This is a genomic window from Pseudomonas sp. XK-1, assembly GCF_038069885.1.
In the GTDB taxonomy this organism is placed as follows: Bacteria; Pseudomonadota; Gammaproteobacteria; order Pseudomonadales; family Pseudomonadaceae; genus Aquipseudomonas.
This window is the reverse complement of record NZ_JBBPES010000004.1, coordinates 527562-547994: the sequence shown is the minus strand read 5'-3', so window position 1 is coordinate 547994 and position 20433 is coordinate 527562. Positions and strand designations below refer to the sequence as shown.

The following is a 20433-nucleotide window of genomic DNA, read 5'->3' as shown; positions in this document are numbered from 1 at the left end:
CAGGGAGGCATTGTCTTTTGGTCTAAGGGACCGGGTATTGCAGTGCGTCAATAGAGGGCCAGTTCTCACTTCAGCTGGATGGTCATATTGGTGCCTGCGACGGAGTCTTCATCAAACCAGCGGCTGGTGACCGTCTTGGTTTCGGTAAAGAAGCGCACACCCTGTTTGCCGTAGGCGTGCAGGTCGCCGTAGAAGGAGCCCTTCCAGCCGGTAAAGGAGAAGAACGGCAGTGGCACCGGCACCGGTACGTTGATGCCGACCTGGCCGACCTCCACCGCGTGCTGGTAATGCCGGGCCGCGCCGCCGGAACGGGTGAAGATCGAGGTGCCGTTGCCGTAGGGGCTGGCGTTGACCAGTTCGATGGCCTCTTCCAAGGTGTCGACTTCCATGCACACCAGTACCGGGCCGAAGATCTCTTCGCGGTACAGGCCCATCTTGGTCGTCACCCCGCGAAACAGCGTCGGGCCGATCCAGTTGCCATTGGGGTAGCCTTCCACTGCACAGTGCGAGCCGTCCAGCAGGCACTGGGCACCTTCGGCCTTGCCCTCGGCGATCAGCCGTAGCACGCGCTGCTTGGCCTGCTGGCTGATCAGCGGGCCGAAGGCGGCGTGGCCATCGGTCCAGTAGCCGGGTTGCAGGTCGGCCATCTGCGCCTGCAGCTCATCGATCCACAGCTTTGATTCGCCGACAAACACCGCCACGCTGATTGCCATGCAACGCTGCCCGGCCGCGCCGCAGCTGGCCCCGACCAGGTTGCTCAGCACCTGCTGCTTGTTGGCGTCGGGCATGATCACCATATGGTTCTTGGCCCCGGCGAAAGCCTGCACGCGCTTCAGGTGAGCGGTGCCGGTGCGGTAGATATGCTGGCCGACCGGCACCGAGCCGACGAAGGAGATGGCGCGGATATCCGGGTGGGTCAGCAGGCTGTCGACCACCTCGCGCGCGCCATGCAGCACCTGCAATACGCCCTTGGGCGCGCCGGCCTCGATAAACAGCTCGGCCAGGCGATTGGGCGTCAGCGGGTCCTGTTCCGACGGCTTGAGAATAAAGGTATTGCCGGCGGCGATGGCCAGGGGAAACATCCACAGCGGAATCATCGCCGGGAAGTTGAACGGGGTGATGCCCACGCATACGCCAAGCGGCTGAATCCAGCTGGCGGTGTCGATATCGCGGGCCACGTTCTCCATGGTCTCGCCCATCATCAGGCTGGCGATATTACAGGCCTGCTCGACCACCTCGATACCGCGCCAGACATCGCCCTTGGCATCGGCCAGGGTCTTGCCGGTTTCGCCCGAGAGGATCTCGGCCAGTTCGTCGTGGTGTTCCTTGAGCAGGTGCTGATAACGCAGCATCACCCGCGCCCGATCCGACACTGGCACTTCGCGCCAGGTGAGGAAGGCTGCCTTGGCACTGGCAATCGACGCCTCGATTTCCTCGGCGGTGGCCTTGGGTGCCAGCGCCAGAACTTCCTGAGTCGCCGGGTCGGTGACTTCGATAAATTCACGGGCGCGGCTTTCGCGCCATTCACCGTCGATCAACTGTGGGATTGCCTTGGCCATGCGTCCTCCGGTGAACCTCTGCGTAGGCTCGATTGTTGTTTTGTCAGTGTTATAGCTGCCCTGTGCGGCTTTGTGGATTGACGATCTTGGGCTGTAGATGGACTATCTTGGGATTACATTTGTAGCCCGGATGAAATTCGGGACCATTTCTCCCGGATTTCATCTGGGCTACTTGAGTACCCCAATGCGCGCTTTTGTCGATACTTCCAACTGGCCGTTGCCGGCCAATGGCGTGCGCTTTATTACGCCACCCAGGCTGCGCCGCCTGCTGGCAAAGCATCCCCTGGGGCAGGGCTGTTATCCCCTGGCCCTGGGGTACTATCCCGAGGCGCTGGGCCACCGCATGCATCGCCCGCAGCCGGAGGATCACTTGCTGATCTACTGCCGCGCCGGTCAGGGTTGGCTGGAGACAGCGGATGGACGATTAGCTGTCAGTGGTGGCGACCTGCTGCTGTTACCCAAGGGCGTCGCCCACGCTTACGGCGCGGATGCGCACAAGCCCTGGACCCTGTACTGGGTGCATTTTGATGGCGAGCTGGTGACGGACTTTCTCAAGCCCCTGGGCAAGGGGCCGTTGTGGCGTATCGGCGTGCAGCCGCGCCTGCTGGCCGAGTTCGATGCCTTGCTTAACCTGCGCAAACAGGGCCTGAACCTGGCGCACTTCGTTCATGCCGCGCACCAGTTGCAGGTGCTGCTCACCTCCCTGGCCGTGCTGCCGGCGCGCACCACCTTGAAATCCGGGCGGGTGCTGGATGTGGATGCGGTGCAGGCGGTGATGCGCGCCCACTTGCACGACACGCTGAACCTCGATGAGCTGGCCGCGCAGTTCAAGCTGTCGCGCTTTCACTTCGCCAAGACCTATCGCGCCCTGACCGGGCATGCGCCGATCCAGGATTTTATCCAGCTGAAAATGGCCCACGCCTGCCGCCTGCTCGACGAGGGCGAGCAGGGCATTCGCCAGGTGGCAGAGCAGTTGGGTTATGACGATGTGTATTACTTCTCGCGGCTGTTCCGCAAGGTTGTGGGTATGGCACCCAGTCATTACCGGGCGTTGCATCAGGGTTAGGTTGGGGGTTGCCCGGCGGAGGCTGGCGGCTGTTATGTTCGTTCTTGGCTGGTTTAGCCGGCCAAAACCAGGCGCTCGGCCAAGGCGGCAGGTTTTCTCGAGTTCAAGATTGGGCGCAGGGGCAGGCGCGAATGCTCAAACCCATAACTCATGCAGTGCTTAGGCGCAGTTCTTCAGGCGCTTGAGATTGTGTTTCGACCACTACGTTTAGAGCTGTACATGGCGCGGTCAGCATTTTGCAGAAGCGTCTGCGCATCGCTGCCGTCTTGCGGGTAAAGGCTGATGCCGAGGCTGGCACGCACTTGCAGATCTTTGCCATCGATCAACAGGCGGTTTTGCAGTAAGTCCAATAACTTCCGGGCAATGCCCAGCAGGGTGGCGCGGTTTTCGATGTTCTCGAAGAGTATGACGAACTCGTCACCACCTATACGGGCCACGGTGTCGCCACTGCGGGTAACCGAACCGAGCAAGTGAGCGACGTTGGTCAGTACTTCGTCACCGGCGGCATGGCCATGGGTATCGTTGATTTCCTTGAAGTGATCGAGGTCAACATAGAGCAGGCCCAACAGCTTGCCGCTGCGTTTGGCATTGCTGATGGCGTGTTGCAGGCGGTCGAAAAACAGGCGGCGATTGGGCAGATCGGTCAACGGGTCGTTGTGCGCCATGCGCTGCAGTTCTTTCTGGTTGCTGTTGAGTTGGATGATCTGAGTGAGGATTTTTTCCTGCATGGCGCGGATATCTCGGGCCAACTTGCCGAGTTCGTCACCGCGCTCGGTTGGCAGTGGCTGCAGGCTGAGGTTTTCGCTGAAGTGGGCTATCGCCAAGCCTATTTGATGCAGTGGTCGGATCATGTTGCGTGCCAGCCACAGTGAGAGCAACAGGGTGAGCAAGCTGAGAACCACGATGATCTGTATCAGGCGCTGATCGAGCTGGCGAGAAGCTTCGAGAATATGTTCCTCGGGTACTGCAAGGCCTAGCAGCAAATGCTTGCTCTCAGCTTCAATGCTGACGGTGGTAAAGGCCGCTAGCCGGGTCGGCTGCTCGCGTTTGGCTGGCAGGATACTGAGCGTGTTAGTGCTTTGCCCTTCAAGTAGAGCCAGCAGTTCCGGCAGCTGGGTTTGAATCATCACGCTGGGGCCCTGGACTTTGGCCTGGGACTTTTTGCGTTCAGGGTTGAGCAGCAGTTCGCCCTGACTGTTGGCCAGAAACAACTGATAGTAGTCGGGCAGCTCGCGCTGCAGACGGCTGAATAGCTTCTTGATATTGATGCTCAGTACCACCAGGCCAAGCACTTGCTGGTCGTTTGTCCAAATGGGGCTGGCTATGTGAAGTGTCAGCGCCTTGTCCGGATCAAGGCGTGAAGGGGCTATCTCAGAAAAAAACAGTTGCCCCGGCATTAACTTCAGCGTTTTAAACACATAGGGGAAGTGGCCCTTTTCGCGTAAAGCGCTGGGGGCGACTGGACCGTGGCGATCAACGTTGATGCGCTCCAAACCATGGTTTTTCGCTTCGATCAGGCGAATACGCTGGTACTCGGGGTGTGCGTTGAGCATGGACGTAAATAGCTGAGTTAACTCCGCAAGCTCTTTGTTGCTCCTTGGCATGTCTGCAAGCACATCAACCGGTTGCGACTGGGTGCTGAGAACCTTGAGGTCATTGGCGAAGTTCTCCAGGCTGATCTGGAGGTTGCGCCCCAATACCTGATTGGCCACCAAAAGATCGCGTTTGGCAGCAGCAATCAAGATTTGTTTGCTGCTGCTCAGGGAGTAATAACTGGCCAGCCCGCTGAGCAGCAAGCCAAACAAGCAGAGCAGTAGGGTGAGCTTGTTGCCGAGGCTGAGTTTCAAGGCTGCACCAGGTTTTCCGGGCGCTCCCCGGCCAGTATGGATTGCCAGAGCTTGGCGCGCAGCTCGGCGTTTGTCACAGGTTCAAGCCAGATCAGGTGCATGCGCGCGTTTGCGGTTTGCGGGTCGCGCAGGGTGTTTTCCAAGCCCTGGCGCTCAGTCAAGGCACCGCTGACTTGGGGTTCAAGGCTGTAGTTGATCCATTGCTCAGCCAGCTCGCGGTTGGGCGTAGTACGCGTAATGGCCCAACAGTCCAGCCAGGCAAATGCACCTTCCCGGGGAATTACGTAACCTACATCGGCACCTGCATCCTGCAACAGCTTAAGTTGCTGGCGACCGTAGTTGGCATACATCAGGGCAACGGGGTTTTGCGTAAACAGGCTGACCGACTCTTCCGGTAAGCTATAAAAACTCAGCACGTTACGTCGTAGCTCAATCAGCTTCTCTATAGCGGCGGGCATCTCCTCGTTGGGTATGGCGAAGGGTGGTTTATCAAGGGCTTGGCGGGCCAGCGAGAAGCTGTGGCTGCTGCCATCATAGGCCAGCACTTGACCTTGCCATTGCGGATCCCAGAGGCTGCTAATCGAGCTTGGTGGTCGGCTCATCATCTTGCGGTTATAGATCAGCCCCATTTCGCCATAGACATAAGGAATCCCATAGTGCTGGCCTTCATGCATCAAGCCAGGGATGTTGTTGAGCTGACGAAACTGCTGCAGCTGGCCGCCGCGCCGGGGCAAATTCTCCAGGCGCAAGGGCTGCAGCAGTTGCTGCTGAACGAAGTGGTTGATTTCGGAAGTGTTGGCGGCAATTACGTCGTAATGCTTGCCGCCATCCTTACTCAGCTTAAGTCGTAGCTCGTCATCGTTGCCGACAAGTGTGACTTCTACGTCGGCGTTGTAGCGCTCGGCAAAGGCTGCGACTACATCCGCATCTGCATAGCCCGGCCATGTCAGGATGCGTAGCAACTGCTTGGCCTGCAACGGCAGGCTAAGTAGGCATAAAAGAACTATGGGTATCAGCGAGCGTAATGGCACGGTAATAGCCTTTGCGTTTTTTCAACAGTCTAGGTCACTAGTAGCCTAGTGCAGAAGCCCCAGGTCCTGTTTGCTTGAAGAGAGGCTTTTTGTCTTTTACGTCCTCCGTCAGCGTACACAACACACCCGTGTACCACCTGGCGCGACAATCGGTATTGCAGCGCCGTTTGCCTTGACTTGCCTGGACGCCTTCCTTAGCGTGCCGCTTCCCTTTGCCCGAGCAGGAAACCGGCATGAGCGCAGCAGATAACGTCAAACTCGAGGCCGGCTGGAAGGCCGCTCTGCATGAAGAGTTCGAGAAGCCCTATATGCGTGAGCTGGGCGACTTTCTGCGCAGTGAGAAGGCTGCAGGCAAGCAGATTTATCCGTCCGGTTCGCTGATTTTCAATGCGCTCAATTCCACGCCGCTGGCGCAGACCAAAGTGGTGGTGATCGGCCAGGACCCTTACCACGGGCCGGGTCAGGCCCATGGTCTGTGCTTCTCGGTGCAGCCTGGGGTGAAGACGCCGCCGTCGCTGGTGAATATCTATAAAGAGCTCAAGCGCGACCTGAATATCGATATTCCCAGTCACGGCAACCTGCAGCATTGGGCGGAGCAGGGCGTACTGCTGCTTAACACCTCGTTGACGGTGGAACACGGCATCGCTGGCTCCCATGCCAAGATCGGCTGGCAGACCTTTACCGACAAGGTGATCGAGGTGGTCAGCCAGCAGCAGGAGCGCCTGGTTTTTCTGCTCTGGGGTGCTCATGCCCAGAGCAAGGAAAAGCTCATCGATACCAGCAAGCATCTGGTGCTGAAATCCGTACACCCCTCGCCGCTGTCGGCGCACCGCGGCTTTATCGGCAACGGCCATTTCAGCCGTACCAACAAGTTCCTCCAGCAGCATGGGCTAAGCCCTATCGACTGGCGTTTGCCCGAGGCCTAACAGCCTGTTAAGAGGCGTTGCACTGCTGCTCGGCCAGGTCTCTGCGCAGGTCGCGCAGGCGGTGACTCAGGCGCTCGCGTTGAGCCTTATCGCTGCTGCTTAGCAACTGGCTGAACAGCCTGGCCAGCGCCTGGCGTGAGCGGCCATAACTGGCGCGGTACTCGTCGCTGTAGAAGCGCTCACGTTGTTGTAGCAGGCGGGTCAGCTGCTCGGCAAAGTCTGCGCTGTCGCGTTCGGCGAGGGTCTTGCGCAGCTGCGTCTGCCACAGCTGTCGATTGTCCAGCCAGAGGCGGTTCTGTTCGCCGAGGCCATTGGCCCAGGCGGCGATATGTTCTGTCTGGGCATGGTTCAGGCGGCCGAGCCAGGGCCGCAGACGTTCCTGCATGCGCTCGCGGCGTTCGCTGATCTGGGTGGCCAGGGGCGGATCGAGAAAATCCTGGCGATCTTCCAGATTGTCTTCGTCGACGGCGGCGTAGAACTCGCTGACCTGCTGCTCGCTCAGGCCCTGCAGCAGCTTGATGGCGGTGGGGGTTATCTCGACACTGATGCGTTTGAGCGCGCCATCGAACTGGGCGAACTGCTCAAGCAGCTGGGTGCTGTCTGGTTGCGCCTGGGCGAGGACGCTTTCGGTGGTGTGCAGCCAGTCGATATAGCGCGGCAGCTCGGCGCTGCAGTGCCATTGCAGATGCGCCTGCAGGCGGGGTTTGAGCCAGGCTTGCTGTTGCTGATCGAGGCTCAGGTAGTCGTTGAGCCGCCAGGGCACCAGCCAGTCCAGGTTGCGATAGGCCAGGCCGATGCGGCTGCAGGCTGCGACCAGCAGGCTCAGGCAGAGCAATAGCAGCAGGGGTTTCACCGTGGGCCAGCGCAGTACGCTCATGTGGGGTGCCTCGTTAGACCAGGCCTGAGAGTACCTCTGAGGCATGTGCCTGCGTGGCTGCGGACATATCTGTTAAACAAAAACTGCCGCGCTGCAGGCGCAAAAAAGAGCCCGCACAAGGCGGGCTAAACGTGGTCGAAATTAACCTGATAGTCGCACAGCGATGCGGGCATGCCCGCGTTTTCAGCTGCGTTGCCAGAGCCTGAACAAGGGCTCGGCGAGAAACATCACGAGAAACAGCCGCAGCACCTGCAGCGCGGTGACCAGCGCCACCGAGAGGTGCAGGGCTTCGGCGGTCAGGCACAGCTCGGTGATGCCACCGGGCATCATGCCCAGGGTCAGTGAGGTCTGATCCTCGCTGGCCAGCCAGCCCAGGCCTTCTGCCAGCAGGGCGGCGCAGAGCATGGCCAGCAGAGTGAACAGCACGATGCGGGCGAGAAATCCCGGCGCGTTGCGAAAGAAGGCGCGGTCGAAGTGACAGCCCAGGGCGCAGCCGATCAGCCATTGACCAAGCTGGCCCAAACCATCGGGTAAACCCAGATGCAGGTCGAAGGTCACGCTGGCCACTGCGCAGACGGTCAGTGGGCCGAGCATCCAGGGGTTGGGTTGCTTGAGCTTGCCCCACAGCAGCGCCAACAACGCGCCAGCCGGCAGTAGCACCGCCAGCCAGGGCCAGCTTACCGCCGCAGGCGCTGGCGGCTCGATGGGCGGCAGGCTCCAGGTGAAGATCGCCGGAATCAGCAGCACCACCATCAGCAGGCGCAGGCTGTGGGCGGCGGCGACCTTGGCGGTTTCGGCATCATGCCGCAGGGCCAGGTTGACCATCTCGCTGGCACCGCCAGGCATGCTGGCAAAGAATGCCGTGGCGCGGTCCAGACCGGCGCGGCGCAGGATGAGAATACCGATCAGGCTGAGCAGCAGGGTGCCCAGGGCTCCGGCGATGATCACGCCGAAGTGCTCGAGCAGCTGGCCCATCACCTCGCCGGTAAAGTGCAGGCCGATGGCGCTGGACACCAGCCACTGGCCGGTCTTGCGTCCGCCCGGGATCTCGGTCACCAGCCAACCGCTGCAACGTACGGCGATCACCGCCAGCAGCGAGCCGATCATCCACGGCAAAGGCCAGCCGATCAGGCTGGCCAGATAGCCGCCTAACAGGCCGACCAGGGGCGTGGCCCACCAGCTTTGCCAGCTGGTGAGCACAGGCAGCTTAGGCATTGGCCAGCTGCGCCGTACGGCGCGAACGCCACCAGCGCAGGCCTGGCAGAGCCAGCATCAGCGCGGTGAGGGCCCACAGGCACAGGCTGATCGGGCTGTTCCAGAGAATGCTCAGCTCGCCGGCGGAGATCGACAGGGCGCGGCGCAGGTTGTCTTCCATCAGCTCGCCGAGGACGAAGCCGAGGATCAGTGCCGACAGCGGGAAGTCCAGCTTGCGCAGGATGTAGCCGAATACGCCGAGGCCGATCATCAGCACCAGGTCGAAGGTGGTGCTGTGCACCGCGTAGACGCCGACCATGCTGATCACGGTGATCGCGGGCACCAGCACCCAGTTGGGTACGCTGAGCATGCGGGCGAACAGACCGACCAGCGGGATGTTCATTACCAACAGAATCACGTTGCCGATAAACAGCGAGGCGATCAGACCCCAGACCACGTCTGGTTGCTGTTCGAACAGCAGCGGGCCGGGGGTGATGTTGTACAGGGTCAGGGCCCCGATCATTACTGCGGTGGTGCCCGAGCCCGGTACGCCGAGGGTCAGCATGGGGATCAGCGAGCCGCAGGCCGAGGCGTTGTTGGCCGCTTCCGGCGCTGCTAGGCCGCGCAGGTCGCCGTCGCCGAACTTGCCGTTCGGGCCGGCCATGCGCTTTTCAGTCATATAGGTCATGGCGCTGGCGATGGTCGCACCGGCCCCCGGCAGGACGCCGATAACGAAGCCGGCCACAGCGCTGCGCACCATGGTCCAGAAGGTGAAGCAGAACTCCTTGAAGTTGAACAGCAGGCGGCCGCTGGCTTTCACGGCTTTCTGGCCGTTGTGGGTTTTCTCGAGCATCAGCAGCACTTCACTGACGCTGAAGAAGCCGATCACCACGATCACGAACTGGATACCGTCCGACAGACTGACGCTGCCGAAGGTGAAGCGATACACCCCGGTGGTCGAGTCCACCCCAACCGTGGCCAGGGCCAGGCCGATCAGGGCGGCCATCAGGGTTTTCACCGGTTTGTCGCCGACCATGCCGCCGAGGCAGGCGATGGCGAAGATCATCAGCACGAAATATTCGGCTGGGCCAAAGGCTACCGCCCATTTCGCCAGGATTGGCGCGAACAGCACCACGCCGCAGGTGGCGATCATGCTGCCGATAAACGAGCTGACTGCCGACAGCGACAGGGCGATGCCGGCCTTGCCCTGGCGGGCGAGTGGGTAGCCGTCGAGGGTGGTCATCACCGCCGCGGCGTCGCCCGGTACGTTGAGCAGAATCGCCGAGATACGCCCGCCGTATTCACAGCCCAGGTACACCGCAGCCAGCAGAATCAGTGCGGTTTCTGGCGACAGGCCAAGGGCGAAGGCCAGCGGCAGCAGCAGCGCCACGCCATTGATTGGGCCCAGGCCCGGCAATAGGCCGACGATGGTGCCGACAAAGGCACCGAACAAGGCCACCAAAAGGTTTTCCGGTCGAGTGGCGACTTCGAAGCCTTGCATCAAGAAATTCAGCGTTTCCATTTTCAGCTCTCCACGAAGGCTTCGAACAGGCCGAGGGGCAGCGGCACATCCAGCAGGTAATCAAACAGGCCGTACAGCAGCACACCCATCAGCACGGCGCTGATGGCGCAGGGCAGCAGGCGGCCGGTAAACAGCAGGCCAAGGGCGAAGGTGGCCAGCGTGGTGCTGATGACGAAGCCGAGCACTTCGAACAGCAGGGCATAGGCCAGCAGGGCCAGCACGCACAGCACGGCGCGCAAGGCGGCGCGGGTATTCAGCGTCTGCTCAAGCAGGCCGGGCTTGAATACCAGCCACAGGCTGCCAGCTGCCATCAGGCTAAGCAGCAGCAACGGATAGGCACGCGGTCCTACCGGGTCATAGGCGAAGGGTGCCTGGAAGCCCCAGGCGATGACGGCGAGAACGGCGCAAAACAGCAGCCAGATCGCGGCGAACAGGCGAACATACATGGCGGATTACCTAGTCGAGGGTCAGGGAAAGACCGTGAAGCCGTAGGGTGGGTCGGGCCCGACCCACCCTACGAATTGCGGCGTGGCCGCTTATTGCATCAGGCCGAATTCGCCAGCCAGTGCCTTGTATTCCTCAACTTGCTTGAAGACCAAGGCTTTCAGCTCGTCGCCAGTAACCGCCAGCGGCAGCAGGTCGCGCTGTTCACGCAGGGTGGCGAAGTCTTCACGGGCGAGCAGGCTGTCGAATTGCTGTTTCCACCAGTTGTACTGCTCGTCGCTGACCTCTGGGCCCATATAGAAGCCGCGGATCACCGGCCAGCTGATGTCGTAGCCCTGTTCCTTGGCGGTGGGGATATCGGCCAGCTTGCCTGGCAGACGTTCATCGGACAGCACGGCTAGGATGCGCACTTTCTTCGCCGCCAACTGCGGGGTGACTTCACCCAGGCCGCTGGAGGTGACCTGAACATGGCCGCCGAGCATCGCGGTGAGGGTCTCGCCGCCGCCTTCAAAGGCCACGTAGCGCAGGTTTTTCGGATCGATACCGGCCAGGCGGGCGATCAGCGCGGTCTGCATCCAGTCCTGGCCGCCGATGGTGGCACCAGCACCGAAGACGATGCTCGAGGGGTCTTTCTTCAGAGCCTGGACCAGATCATCCAGGCTCTGATACGGTGAGTCGGCGCGCACAGTGATCGCGCCGTAGTCGGTGCCTACTGCGGCCAGCCAGCGCACGCCGGTTTCGTCGTAACGGCCGAACTTGCCTTGCGCCAGGTTGAGCAACGAGCCGCTGGAGAAGGCGGTGATGGTGCCCGGATCATCTGCACGCTGGGCGATTACCGCGTTGTAGGCCACCGCGCCGACGCCGCCGGGCATATAGGTGACGCGCATTGGGGCTTTGAGCAGGCCACTGTCTTTCAGGCCGCTCTGGGCCAGTTTGCAGGTCAGGTCGAAACCGCCGCCGGGCTTGGCCGGTGCGATACATTCGGGGCGCTTGGGTTCGGCAGCCAGCAACTGGCCGGCAAAGGCCATGCAGGCGGTGGCCAGGGCGATGCGGGTAAAGGCAGTTTTCATGCTGTGTTCCTCTGAACTCTTATTGTGGTTTACCAAATCGGCAAGGTGTAGCCGACGATCACGCGGTTCTCGTCCGCATCGCGGGCGAAGTCGGAATGGAAGCTGGCGTTGCGCAGGCGTACGTAAACATCTTTCAGTGGGCCGCTCTGCACCACGTACTTGAGTTCCAGGTCGCGTTCCCATTCGCCGCCGCTCTTGTCGCTGCCGATCACGGTGGCATCGTCGCCGCGGATGTAACGGGCGAGGACGCTCAGGCCTGGCAGGCCGAGACTGGCGAAATTGTAGTCATAGCGGGCCTGCCAGGACTTCTCGTCGGGGTTGGCGAAGTCGTTGATCTGCACGAAGTTGACCAGGTAGGGGTCGCTGCCGTCGATATAGGCGTAGCCAGTGTCGCCGCTCATCTTCTGGTAACCCAGGCTGAGTTTGTGGCCACTGTGGGCATAGCTGAGCATGCCGCCCAAGGCGCGGTTGTCGATCTTGCCGGCATTGGCCTGGCCTGAGTCGTCGCTGAGCATCAGGCGCAGGTCGGCGGCCAGGGTGCCGCCGCCCATGGGGTAGCTGGCCAGCAGGTTGAAGAAATTCTGCCGGTAGATGTCGTCCAGCTCGGCGTGGAAGTAGCGGCCCTTGAGGTTCTGGTTGAACTGGTAGTCGAGGCCGGCCAGATCCAGGTGATCGGCAGTGATGCCGCCAGCGAAACGGCGGTTTTTGCTGTTGAGTACCAGCTCCTCGGAGTTGGTCGAGGAACGGTCGATGACCTTGTCCAGGCGTCCGCCGGTAAAGGTCAGACCGTCGATTTCGCTGGAGGTCAGCAGGCCGCCTTCGAACACCTGGGGCAGCAGGCGGCTGTCGCTAGCCTTGACCACCGGCAGCTCGGGAATATGCGAGCCGTAGCGAAATTCGGTAGCGGAGACCTTGACCTTGGCGGTCAGGCCGAGGCGGCCGAACTGATCGGGAGTGCCGCCATCGTCCTGCACCGGCAGCAGATCGGTACCGGTGCGGCCGCCGCCGGAGTCGAGTTTTACCCCAAGCAGGCCCAAAGCATCGAGGCCGAAGCCGACGGTGCCTTCGGTGTAGCCAGACTGGACGTCGAGCCAGAAACCCTGACCCCATTCTTCGCGTTTGTTCTGGCCGTTGCCTTCGCGGAAATCGCGATTCAGGTAGATATTGGTGGTGGTCAGACTGGCCTTGCTGTCAGCGACGAAGTCGGCATGGGCAACAGGGGCAAGCAGGGCCGTGGCTACGGCTAGGCTAAGCAGATGAGCAGGCGGCAGGGCCTGACGGGATGCGTTGAGCATCTTGTGGTCTCCATTGTTGTTTTTGTCACGGCTGCGCACCACTGCGCGAGTCGTTCAGATCGGTGGATCGAGCCACCTGAAACCGATGCTATGGGGTCAAGCTTTCACCAGGCTTTCAGCTTGAAAGAAAATTGTTGGGGCGTTCGTAGCGGCCTTTGCCCCGTTACACTGGGCGCATAACAACAAGTTCGTGGAGTGCCATTACCGTGCGTATCCTTCTGGTCGAGGACCATCTGCCCCTGGCTGAAAGCGTGGCCCAGGCCCTGCGTGGCACCGGGCTGACCGTGGACATGCTGCATGACGGCGTGGCTGCCGATCTGGCCCTGAGCAGTGAGGACTACGCCCTGGCGATCCTCGATATAGGCCTGCCGCGCCTCGACGGTTTTCAGGTGCTGGCGCGTCTGCGCGCACGTGGCAAGACCCTGCCGGTGCTGATGCTGACGGCCCGCGGCGAGGTCAAGGACCGGGTCCATGGCCTTAACCTGGGGGCCGATGATTACCTGGCCAAACCCTTCGAACTGAGCGAGCTGGAAGCGCGGGTCAAGGCGTTGCTGCGCCGCAGCGTGCTCGGCGGCGAGCGGCAGCAGCGTTGCGGCAGGCTGCTATATGACCTGGATACCCGGCGCTTTACCCTGGGCGACGCGCTGCTGACCCTGACCTCGCGCGAGCAGGCCGTGCTGGAGGCGATGATCGCCCGGCCTGGGCGGGTGATGAGCAAGGAACAGCTGGCCGCCCAGGTGTTTGGTCTGGACGAGGACGCCAGTAGCGACGCTATCGAGATCTACGTGCATCGCCTGCGCAAGAAACTGGAAGGCGGCGGGGTGAAGATCGTCACCTTCCGTGGCCTCGGTTATCTACTGGAGGCGGTCAGTGAGTGAGCACTGGCTGCGCTCGGCAGGCGAGTCGGGCAGTTTGCGTGGTCGCTTGTTGCGGCGGCTGGCGGTGCTGTTGGCGCTGATCCTGATGCTCAGCAGCCTGAGCGCCTACTGGAGCGCCCGGCAGGCCGCCGACACCGCCTATGACCGCACCCTGCTGGCCTCGGCGCGGGCGATTGCCGATGGTCTGTACACCACGGCCGAACGGCTGAACGCCAACGTGCCCTATGTGGCCCTGGACACCTTCGCCTACGACAGTGCCGGGCGCATCTACTACCAGGTGCTGGATGTGCAGGGCGCGCTGGTTTCCGGTTATGAAGACTTGCCGCCGCCGCCGCCGGGCACCAAGCGCACCGAGGACTACCCGGCGCTGGCGCGTTTCTATGACGGCGAGTTTCGCAACCAGGGCGTACGGGTGGTCAGCCTGTTGCAGCCGGTCAGCGAGCCGGGGGTCAATGGTGTCGCCGAAATCCGCGTGGCGGAGACCCAGGGCGCGCGCGAGCGCATGGCCCGGGAGCTGTTGCTCGGCACCCTGCTGCGCATGGGTTTGCTGTCCTTGAGTGCCTTGCTGCTGGTATGGCTGGCGGTCACCGTCGCCTTGCGTCCGCTGGAAACCCTGCGCCGCACGGTGGCGGCGCGTACCAGCGACGATCTGCGGCCGCTACCGGATACCCAGATGCCGCGGGAATTGCGTCCGCTGATCGATGCGCTTAATCAGTTCAATGATCGCCTGCGCGGCCTGTTCGAGCGGCAATCGCAGTTTATCGCCGATGCGTCCCACGAACTGCGCACCCCGCTGGCGGCGCTCAAGGCGCGGGTCGAACTGGGCCTGCGCGCGCGGGATGCGCAGGTCTGGCGCAGCACCCTGGAGGAGGCGGCGCAGAACACCGACAAACTCACCCATCTGGCCAACCAACTGTTGTCCCTGGCGCGTATCGAGAGCGGTGCGCGGGCGATCGCCGAGGGCGGCGCGCAGCGTCTGGATCTCAGTCAGCTGGCCCGAGAGCTGGGTATGGCCCTGGCCCCTCTGGCCCACGCCCGAGGTATCGCCCTGGCGCTGGAAGCCGAGCAGCCAGTGTGGGTCAGCGGCGAGCCTACCCTGCTTAACGAGCTGCTGTGCAATCTGCTGGATAACGCCCTGGCTCATACCCCGGCAGGCGGCAATGTGATTCTGCGGGTCTTGCCGGCCGGTGTGCTGGAGGTTGAAGACGACGGCCCAGGGATTCCGCCCGAAGAGCATGAGCGGGTGTTTGCGCGCTTCTATCGGCGCAGCAACAAGGGCTCGGGGGCGGGGTTGGGGCTGGCGATTGTCGGCGAGATCTGCCGCGCACATCAGGCCGAAATCAGCCTGCATCAGGCGCAGCCGCAGGGCTTGCTGGTGCGCGTGGAGTTCGCCAGCGCGGAGGCTTGAATCAAGGTGCCAGGCTGAGCGGCTGCTGAATTTCCAGCAGGTACTGGGCGACCTTGCCGCTTTCGCGCAGTTGCGCCAGGCCCTGGTTGAAGCGAGCGATCAGCTCGGCATTGCCAGGCACTTGCCGCGAAAGCAGCAGGTGCAGGCTGTCACTGCGCAGCGGCGTGGGGTGAAAGCTCAGTTGCGCGCGCTCGGCGGCGCTGAAGTGCTGATGCAGCAGGTCGAAGCCAACCACCTTGTCCACCGGGAACAGGTCGACGCGGCCGGCGATCAATTGGCGAAAGGCGGTTTCATCGCTGGTCACCCGGTTGACTCGCAGCTGTCCGCTGGCTTCGGCCTGCTGAAAGGCTGCGCCGTAGTCATAGCCGCGGGTGCCGGCCAGGCGTCGGCCCTGCAGATCGGCCACCTGCTTCCAGTCAAAGCTATAGCCCTTGCGGTGGAACAGGTAGTAACCACTTTCCACCACCGGGTCGCTGATAAAGAACTTTTCCTCACGTTCGCTGCTGTGCAGCCATACCGCGCTGCCGGCGCGTTGGCCGCGTTCGGCCAGTTGCAGCGAGCGTGCCCAGGGGTGGAACTCCCAGGCCACGTCGATGCCTTGCAGAGCAAAGGCTTCGGCGACGATGCGTGAGGCGACGCCCTTGTGCGGCAGTTGTTCGCCCAGATACGGCGGCCATTCACCGTTGGTCAGGCGCACTGATTCTGCGGCGGCCAAGCCACCGCAAAACAGGCTGAACAGGGCGGATAACAGCAGTGTGCGCATAAGCCGTATGCCAAAAGTGTGAGGGCTGCGCTCAGTCTAGTTGCATTCGGCCATATGCGCGTGAGGGGTTACTGGAGCATGCTCATGGCCGCTTCCATGGCGGCGGAGAGGTCTTCATCGTCATTGAGGTTCTGGCTCGGGTCCAGGCCCAGCTTGCGGAAGGCCGGAATCTGGCTCCAGTCCAGTTGGGTGTAGGGGTGTTCGCTGCCCAGGTAGCTCTGCAGGGTAGCGACCTGGACGATATCGACATAGTCGACCTTGGCGCTGTCGCGGCTGAAGTCCAGGTACTGGCTCGGAATCATGGCGATCTGCTCGGGGAACTCCCAGGTGCGCAGGATCCGGTCACCGATGATCGGATGAATCTGCTCGATCACATGGTTGAGGCTGATCGAGTCGGCGAGCAGTTCGCTGTGGTCTTCGGCATAGGTCAGAATCGGTAGCACGCCAATCTGATGGACCAGGCCGGCCAGGGTCGCCTGATCCGGCAGCAGGCGGGTGTAGTGCTTGCACAGAACGTGGCAGATGCCGGCGATTTCCGTGCTCTTGTTCCACACTTCGCGCATCTTGCGGTCAACCACGTCGCTGGTGGCCTGGAACATCTGTTCCATGGCCAGGCCCGTGGCCAGGTTGCAGGTGTAGTTGATGCCCAGGCGGGCCACCGCCATCTGCAGATCGGTGATTTCCTTGTTGGTACGCAGCAGCGGGCTGTTGACCACCTTGACGATACGCGCGGTCAGTGCGGCATCGTTGCCGATCACCTTGCTCAGCTGGGCGATGCCGATATCCGGGTCTTCGGCGGCCTCGCGAACCTTCAGCGCGACTTCCGGCAGGGTCGGTAGTACCAGTTCATCGTTGTCGATGGCCTGGATCAGTTCCCTCTGGACTTTCTCGGCAAGCTTGCTCATGGGCAACTCTCTTTTAAAGACTATCAATCAGTGTAGTAAGCGGGTCGCAGAACGTGGTGCGCGCGACGATCAGCGCTGAATCTCGCGGTCTGTATCCAATGTGTAGGGCAACTCCAGCAGGCTCAGGGCAGGGCCCTCGACCGTGCCGAGGCGGATGCGACCATCCTGTACTGCGTCTTCCTGCAGGACCGCGAGCAGTTCGATGCCGCTGTCGCTGCGGGCGGCCAGCACCACTTCGCCGACACTGGAATTGTGCACTGGGGAAAACAGAGCGGTGGCCGGCTCGGGCAGCTGTTCGCCGGCCAGGCTCAGGCGATACAGGCGACGCTTGAGTTTGCCCAGGTACTGCATGCGCGCGACGATTTCCTGGCCGGTGTAACAGCCTTTCTTGAAGCTGACGCCACCCAGGGCCTGCAGGTTGAGCATCTGCGGAATAAACAGTTCACGGGTGCTGCCCAGCACCTGGCCGATGCCGGCCCGTACCTGGGCCAGTAGCCAATCGTTGAGCGGTGCCTCGGCCAGTTGGCCGGCCAGCCGTGCCTGCAGGGCCGCAGCCTGTTCGGCGGGCACCCAGAGTTCGGCACGACCGTCGGCCAGGCGCAGGGCCAGTAGCGGGTGGGCCTGGGTCACGCTATCGGCCTCATGGGGGAGGTCCAGGCCCAGCTCACGCAACACCCCGTCTGCGCCGCTCAGGCCGAAACGCACCCAGGCGTGGCTTTCGTCGCCGAGCTTGGATTTGCTGAATGCGGCATATTTCTGCAGGTCCGCCAGTTGCGCAGCCAGCAGGTCGCCGGCCATCGCCAGCAGGTAGCCGTCGCTGACCTGGACGATGCGAAAGCTCGACTGCATGCGGCCCTTGGGGGTGCAGCGTGCGCCCAGGCTACAGTGCTCGTCGTGCAAATAGTTGAGGTTGCAGGTGACTTGCCCCTGCAGGAACTTGTTGGCGTCCGGGCCGCGCACGGCGAGGATGCCTTCGTGGCTCAGGGTGCAGAAAAAAGCGGGGTCGGCCATGGGTAGTGGTGGGTCGCTGGCTAAAAGTTAGGGGCCATCATAAAAGCAGCCGCGAGGGTCAAGCTACAAGCTTTAAGTAAAAGCCAAGAAAAAGCTTACGGCGCGGGTATGCACCTTGCCTGGGCAGCGTGTGGCGGACTGTTATACTGCGCGCCTCATTTATGGCCCGCCATCTGTGGCGACCTCCCTTCGGGCCGTCGCTGCGCGACGTTAAAAATGGCTCCGTGCCATTTTTTATGGCCTGCCATCCATGGCGGCCACCTTTCTGGCCGTCGCTACGCGACGTTAAAAATGGTTCCATACCATTTTTTCAAGGAGCAGTTTCATGGTCGACTCGGTTGAACTCAATCGTCTTTTTTGGCACAGCCGACGCGGCATGCTGGAGCTGGATGTGCTCCTGGTGCCCTTCGTCAAGGAGGTTTACCCCAACCTGGATGCCGAGGATCGCGAGCGTTACCGCAAGCTGCTCGAGTGCGAAGATCAGGATATGTTCGGTTGGTTTATGCAGCGCAGCGAACCCGAGGACGCCGATCTCAAGCGCATGGTTCGGATGATTCTGGATCGTGTCCAGCCCAAGTGAGACCTTTGAGTGCTGCTGGCAGCCCTCGCGGCTGTTGCTGGCGTTCTATGTCCTGATTCAGCTGCTGGCCCTGCTCAGCCTGTGGCTGGTGGATATACCGCTGTGGGCGCGTGGACTCGGCATGGCGTGCTGCCTGGCCCATGCCGGCTGGGTTGTGCCGCAGCAGTTGCTGCTGCATGGCCCGGGTTGCTACAGCGCTTTGCGTCATGTTGCCGAGGGTTGGCAGCTTTATAGCGAGGCCGCGGGTTGGCAGCCTATCCAGCTGCGCCCGGACAGCCTGGCGCTGCCACTGATTGTCGTGTTGCGCTTTCGCCTGGCTGGGCAGCGGCGGGTGCGGGCGTTGTGTATTGCCCGGGACAGTTTGCCGGCCGATGTGCATCGGCGCTTGCGCGTGCGCCTGAAGTTCAGTCGCCGTAGGTGGGCGGCACCAATATAGTGTCGCGGGCTTCAGCCAGCAGTTGTGGGTAGTCGAGGGTGTAGTGCAGGCCGCGGCTTTCGTGGCGCAGCATGGCCGAGCGAATCATCAGTTCAGCCACCTGGGCCAGGTTACGCAGCTCGATCAGGTCGCGGCTGACCTTGTAGTTGCTATAGAACTCGTGAATCTCGTCGAGCAGCAGGCGCACGCGGTGCTCGGCGCGCTGCAGGCGCTTGTTGGTGCGCACGATACCCACGTAGTCCCACATAAAACGCCGCAACTCGTCCCAGTTGTGCGCAATGATCACGTCTTCATCCGAGTCGGTCACCTGGCTGGCATCCCAGCAGGGCAGGTTGTCGGGCTGTTTGATCTGTTCCAGCTGTAGCAGGATGTCGGCCGCTGCCGAGCGAGCGTAGACAAAACATTCCAGCAGCGAGTTGCTGGCCATGCGGTTGGCCCCGTGCAGGCCGGTAAAACTGGTTTCGCCTATGGCGTAGAGGCCGGGCACATCGGTGCGCCCTTGCTGGTCGACCAATACGCCGCCGCAGGTGTAGTGGGCCGCGGGTACCACCGGAATGGCCTGGCGAGTGATGTCGATGCCGAAGCCCAGGCAGCGTTCATGGACGGTAGGGAAGTGGGTCTTGATGAACTCGGCGGGTTTATGGCTGATGTCCAGATAGACGCAATCCACGCCCAGGCGCTTCATTTCGTGGTCAATGGCGCGTGCGACTATGTCCCGTGGGGCCAGTTCGGCGCGCTCGTCGAAGCGCGGCATAAAGCGCTCGCCGTTGGGTAGCTTGAGCAGAGCCCCTTCGCCGCGCAGGGCCTCGGTGACCAGGAAACTCTTGGCCTGGGGGTGGTACAGGCAGGTCGGATGGAACTGGTTGAACTCCAGATTGCCGACCCGGCAGCCGGCGCGCCAGGCCATGGCGATGCCGTCGCCGCAGGCCCCGTCGGGATTGCTGGTATACAGATAAACCTTGGCCGCGCCACCGGTGGCGAGAATCACGAAGCGTGCGCTGAAGGTGTCGACTTCGCCGCTGGCCCGGTTGAGCACATAGGCCCCCAGGCAGCGCTGGCCTTCCAGGCCGAGTTTGCGCTCGGTAATCAGGTCGACCGCCACCCGCTGTTCCAGCAGTTCGATATTACTGCGCTGTGTGGCCTGTTCGAGCAGGGTGTTGAAAATCGCCGCGCCGGTCGCGTCGGCGGCATGAATGATGCGCCTGTGGCTGTGACCGCCTTCGCGGGTCAGGTGGAATTCGAAGCCGCCGTCTTCACGGGCGGTCTGGTCGTCGCGGGTGAAGGGTACGCCTTGGTCGATCAGCCATTGGATGGCCTCGCGGCTATGCTCTACGGTAAAGCGTACGGCGTCTTCGCGGCAAAGGCCGCCACCGGCGTTGAGGGTGTCTGCGACGTGGGACTCGACCGTATCGGTGTCGTCCAGCACGGCTGCCACACCGCCTTGCGCCCAGTAGGTTGAGCCGTTGGACAGGTTGCCTTTGCTGAGCACGGCAATGCGCAAGTCGGCAGGCAGGGTCAGGGCCAGGGTAAGGCCGGCTGCACCGCTGCCGATAACCAGAACGTCGTGTTGGTAGTGTTGGCTCATGTCCGGATTCCGCAAGAGACGCCCTCTAGTATATAG

The 20433-nt window shown here is 62.1% G+C and carries 19 protein-coding genes; 6 read left to right on the top strand and 13 right to left on the bottom strand.

The features are described from left to right. Positions 1-65: 65 nt before the first annotated feature. Positions 66-1559, bottom strand: coding sequence for a CoA-acylating methylmalonate-semialdehyde dehydrogenase (locus WMW70_RS13670; protein WP_341438034.1), 1494 nt, complete (start codon positions 1557-1559; stop codon positions 66-68). Between the two features lie 184 nt (positions 1560-1743). Here WMW70_RS13670 and WMW70_RS13665 point away from each other — a divergent pair, with 184 nt between their 5' ends. Further along, the gene (locus WMW70_RS13665) at positions 1744-2625 is read left to right on the top strand and encodes an AraC family transcriptional regulator (RefSeq protein ID WP_341438033.1); all 882 of its coding nucleotides are present in this window, start codon (positions 1744-1746) and stop codon (positions 2623-2625) included. A 173-nt stretch (positions 2626-2798) separates the two neighbouring features. Here WMW70_RS13665 and WMW70_RS13660 read toward each other — a convergent pair whose 3' ends face one another. Together WMW70_RS13660 and WMW70_RS13655 are read right to left on the bottom strand one after the other, a co-directional pair. Continuing rightward, positions 2799-4472 (bottom strand): diguanylate cyclase domain-containing protein, encoded by a 1674-nt coding sequence (locus WMW70_RS13660; RefSeq protein WP_341438032.1) that lies wholly within the window; start codon positions 4470-4472, stop codon positions 2799-2801. Beyond that, positions 4469-5503 (bottom strand): extracellular solute-binding protein, encoded by a 1035-nt coding sequence (locus tag WMW70_RS13655; RefSeq protein ID WP_341438031.1) that lies wholly within the window; start codon positions 5501-5503, stop codon positions 4469-4471. The genes WMW70_RS13660 and WMW70_RS13655 overlap by 4 nt, the downstream gene beginning before the upstream one ends. Before the next feature lie 233 nt (positions 5504-5736). Here WMW70_RS13655 and ung point away from each other — a divergent pair, with 233 nt between their 5' ends. Next, a complete protein-coding gene (gene ung, locus WMW70_RS13650; protein WP_341438030.1) occupies positions 5737-6429 on the top strand; it encodes a uracil-DNA glycosylase in 693 nt (230 codons plus the stop codon). A 7-nt stretch (positions 6430-6436) separates the two neighbouring features. On the opposite strand, the gene WMW70_RS13645 is transcribed toward ung, so the two are convergent. The 6 genes from WMW70_RS13645 to WMW70_RS13620 all read right to left on the bottom strand — a co-directional run bounded on the left by WMW70_RS13645 (position 6437) and on the right by WMW70_RS13620 (position 12831). Next, entirely contained in the window at positions 6437-7306 is an 870-nt protein-coding gene (locus tag WMW70_RS13645) for a DUF6279 family lipoprotein (protein WP_341438029.1), read from the bottom strand. Positions 7307-7489: 183 nt separating this feature from the next. After that, the gene (locus tag WMW70_RS13640) at positions 7490-8521 is read right to left on the bottom strand and encodes an AbrB family transcriptional regulator (protein ID WP_341438028.1); all 1032 of its coding nucleotides are present in this window, start codon (positions 8519-8521) and stop codon (positions 7490-7492) included. Next, positions 8514-10022 (bottom strand): tripartite tricarboxylate transporter permease, encoded by a 1509-nt coding sequence (locus WMW70_RS13635; RefSeq protein ID WP_341438027.1) that lies wholly within the window; start codon positions 10020-10022, stop codon positions 8514-8516. Before WMW70_RS13635 ends, WMW70_RS13640 begins: the two co-directional genes overlap by 8 nt. A gap of 2 nt (positions 10023-10024) precedes the next feature. Continuing rightward, positions 10025-10468 carry a tripartite tricarboxylate transporter TctB family protein gene (locus WMW70_RS13630; protein ID WP_341438026.1) on the bottom strand — a complete coding sequence of 148 codons (444 nt, stop codon included), beginning with the start codon at positions 10466-10468 and terminating at the stop codon, positions 10025-10027. A gap of 90 nt (positions 10469-10558) precedes the next feature. Next, on the bottom strand, positions 10559-11536 hold the full coding sequence (locus WMW70_RS13625; RefSeq protein WP_341438025.1) for a Bug family tripartite tricarboxylate transporter substrate binding protein: 978 nt from the start codon (positions 11534-11536) through the stop codon (positions 10559-10561). Between the two features lie 29 nt (positions 11537-11565). Then, on the bottom strand, positions 11566-12831 hold the full coding sequence (locus tag WMW70_RS13620; protein ID WP_341438024.1) for an OprD family porin: 1266 nt from the start codon (positions 12829-12831) through the stop codon (positions 11566-11568). Positions 12832-13037: 206 nt separating this feature from the next. Between WMW70_RS13620 and WMW70_RS13615 the strand changes: the two genes are divergently transcribed. Both WMW70_RS13615 and WMW70_RS13610 read left to right on the top strand, forming a co-directional pair. Continuing rightward, positions 13038-13709 carry a response regulator gene (locus tag WMW70_RS13615; protein WP_341438023.1) on the top strand — a complete coding sequence of 224 codons (672 nt, stop codon included), beginning with the start codon at positions 13038-13040 and terminating at the stop codon, positions 13707-13709. After that, complete coding sequence (locus WMW70_RS13610) at positions 13702-15117, top strand: sensor histidine kinase (RefSeq protein WP_341438022.1); 1416 nt, start codon at positions 13702-13704, stop codon at positions 15115-15117. The genes WMW70_RS13615 and WMW70_RS13610 overlap by 8 nt, the downstream gene beginning before the upstream one ends. A gap of 1 nt (position 15118) precedes the next feature. On the opposite strand, the gene WMW70_RS13605 is transcribed toward WMW70_RS13610, so the two are convergent. From WMW70_RS13605 to ygfZ, 3 genes are all read right to left on the bottom strand, one after another. Next, positions 15119-15880: a substrate-binding periplasmic protein gene (locus WMW70_RS13605; protein ID WP_341438021.1), complete on the bottom strand. Its 762-nt coding sequence runs from the start codon at positions 15878-15880 to the stop codon at positions 15119-15121. Positions 15881-15948: 68 nt separating this feature from the next. Next, positions 15949-16785: an HDOD domain-containing protein gene (locus WMW70_RS13600; RefSeq protein WP_325509443.1), complete on the bottom strand. Its 837-nt coding sequence runs from the start codon at positions 16783-16785 to the stop codon at positions 15949-15951. A 69-nt stretch (positions 16786-16854) separates the two neighbouring features. After that, positions 16855-17796 carry a CAF17-like 4Fe-4S cluster assembly/insertion protein YgfZ gene (ygfZ, locus tag WMW70_RS13595; RefSeq protein ID WP_341438020.1) on the bottom strand — a complete coding sequence of 314 codons (942 nt, stop codon included), beginning with the start codon at positions 17794-17796 and terminating at the stop codon, positions 16855-16857. Between the two features lie 325 nt (positions 17797-18121). On the opposite strand from ygfZ, the gene WMW70_RS13590 reads away from it, so the two are divergent. Beyond that, on the top strand, positions 18122-18376 hold the full coding sequence (locus WMW70_RS13590) for an FAD assembly factor SdhE (protein WP_341438019.1): 255 nt from the start codon (positions 18122-18124) through the stop codon (positions 18374-18376). After that, positions 18360-18812 carry a protein YgfX gene (locus WMW70_RS13585; RefSeq protein ID WP_341438018.1) on the top strand — a complete coding sequence of 151 codons (453 nt, stop codon included), beginning with the start codon at positions 18360-18362 and terminating at the stop codon, positions 18810-18812. Before WMW70_RS13590 ends, WMW70_RS13585 begins: the two co-directional genes overlap by 17 nt. On the opposite strand, the gene nadB is transcribed toward WMW70_RS13585, so the two are convergent. Next, positions 18781-20397 carry an L-aspartate oxidase gene (nadB, locus tag WMW70_RS13580; RefSeq protein WP_341438017.1) on the bottom strand — a complete coding sequence of 539 codons (1617 nt, stop codon included), beginning with the start codon at positions 20395-20397 and terminating at the stop codon, positions 18781-18783. The two genes, WMW70_RS13585 and nadB, sit on opposite strands and share 32 nt — an antisense overlap. Between the last annotated feature and the right edge of the window lie 36 nt (positions 20398-20433).

Coding starts and splice junctions, on each gene's coding strand:
- WMW70_RS13670 (WP_341438034.1), bottom strand. CDS start 1,559: ATGGCCAAGGCAATCCCACAGTTGATCGACGGTGAATGGCGCGAAAGC.
- WMW70_RS13665 (WP_341438033.1), top strand. CDS start 1,744: ATGCGCGCTTTTGTCGATACTTCCAACTGGCCGTTGCCGGCCAATGGC.
- ung (WP_341438030.1), top strand. CDS start 5,737: ATGAGCGCAGCAGATAACGTCAAACTCGAGGCCGGCTGGAAGGCCGCT.
- WMW70_RS13645 (WP_341438029.1), bottom strand. CDS start 7,306: ATGAGCGTACTGCGCTGGCCCACGGTGAAACCCCTGCTGCTATTGCTC.
- WMW70_RS13640 (WP_341438028.1), bottom strand. CDS start 8,521: ATGCCTAAGCTGCCTGTGCTCACCAGCTGGCAAAGCTGGTGGGCCACG.
- WMW70_RS13635 (WP_341438027.1), bottom strand. CDS start 10,022: ATGGAAACGCTGAATTTCTTGATGCAAGGCTTCGAAGTCGCCACTCGA.
- WMW70_RS13630 (WP_341438026.1), bottom strand. CDS start 10,468: ATGTATGTTCGCCTGTTCGCCGCGATCTGGCTGCTGTTTTGCGCCGTT.
- WMW70_RS13625 (WP_341438025.1), bottom strand. CDS start 11,536: ATGAAAACTGCCTTTACCCGCATCGCCCTGGCCACCGCCTGCATGGCC.
- WMW70_RS13620 (WP_341438024.1), bottom strand. CDS start 12,831: ATGCTCAACGCATCCCGTCAGGCCCTGCCGCCTGCTCATCTGCTTAGC.
- WMW70_RS13605 (WP_341438021.1), bottom strand. CDS start 15,880: ATGCGCACACTGCTGTTATCCGCCCTGTTCAGCCTGTTTTGCGGTGGC.
- WMW70_RS13600 (WP_325509443.1), bottom strand. CDS start 16,785: ATGAGCAAGCTTGCCGAGAAAGTCCAGAGGGAACTGATCCAGGCCATC.
- ygfZ (WP_341438020.1), bottom strand. CDS start 17,796: ATGGCCGACCCCGCTTTTTTCTGCACCCTGAGCCACGAAGGCATCCTC.
- WMW70_RS13590 (WP_341438019.1), top strand. CDS start 18,122: ATGGTCGACTCGGTTGAACTCAATCGTCTTTTTTGGCACAGCCGACGC.
- nadB (WP_341438017.1), bottom strand. CDS start 20,397: ATGAGCCAACACTACCAACACGACGTTCTGGTTATCGGCAGCGGTGCA.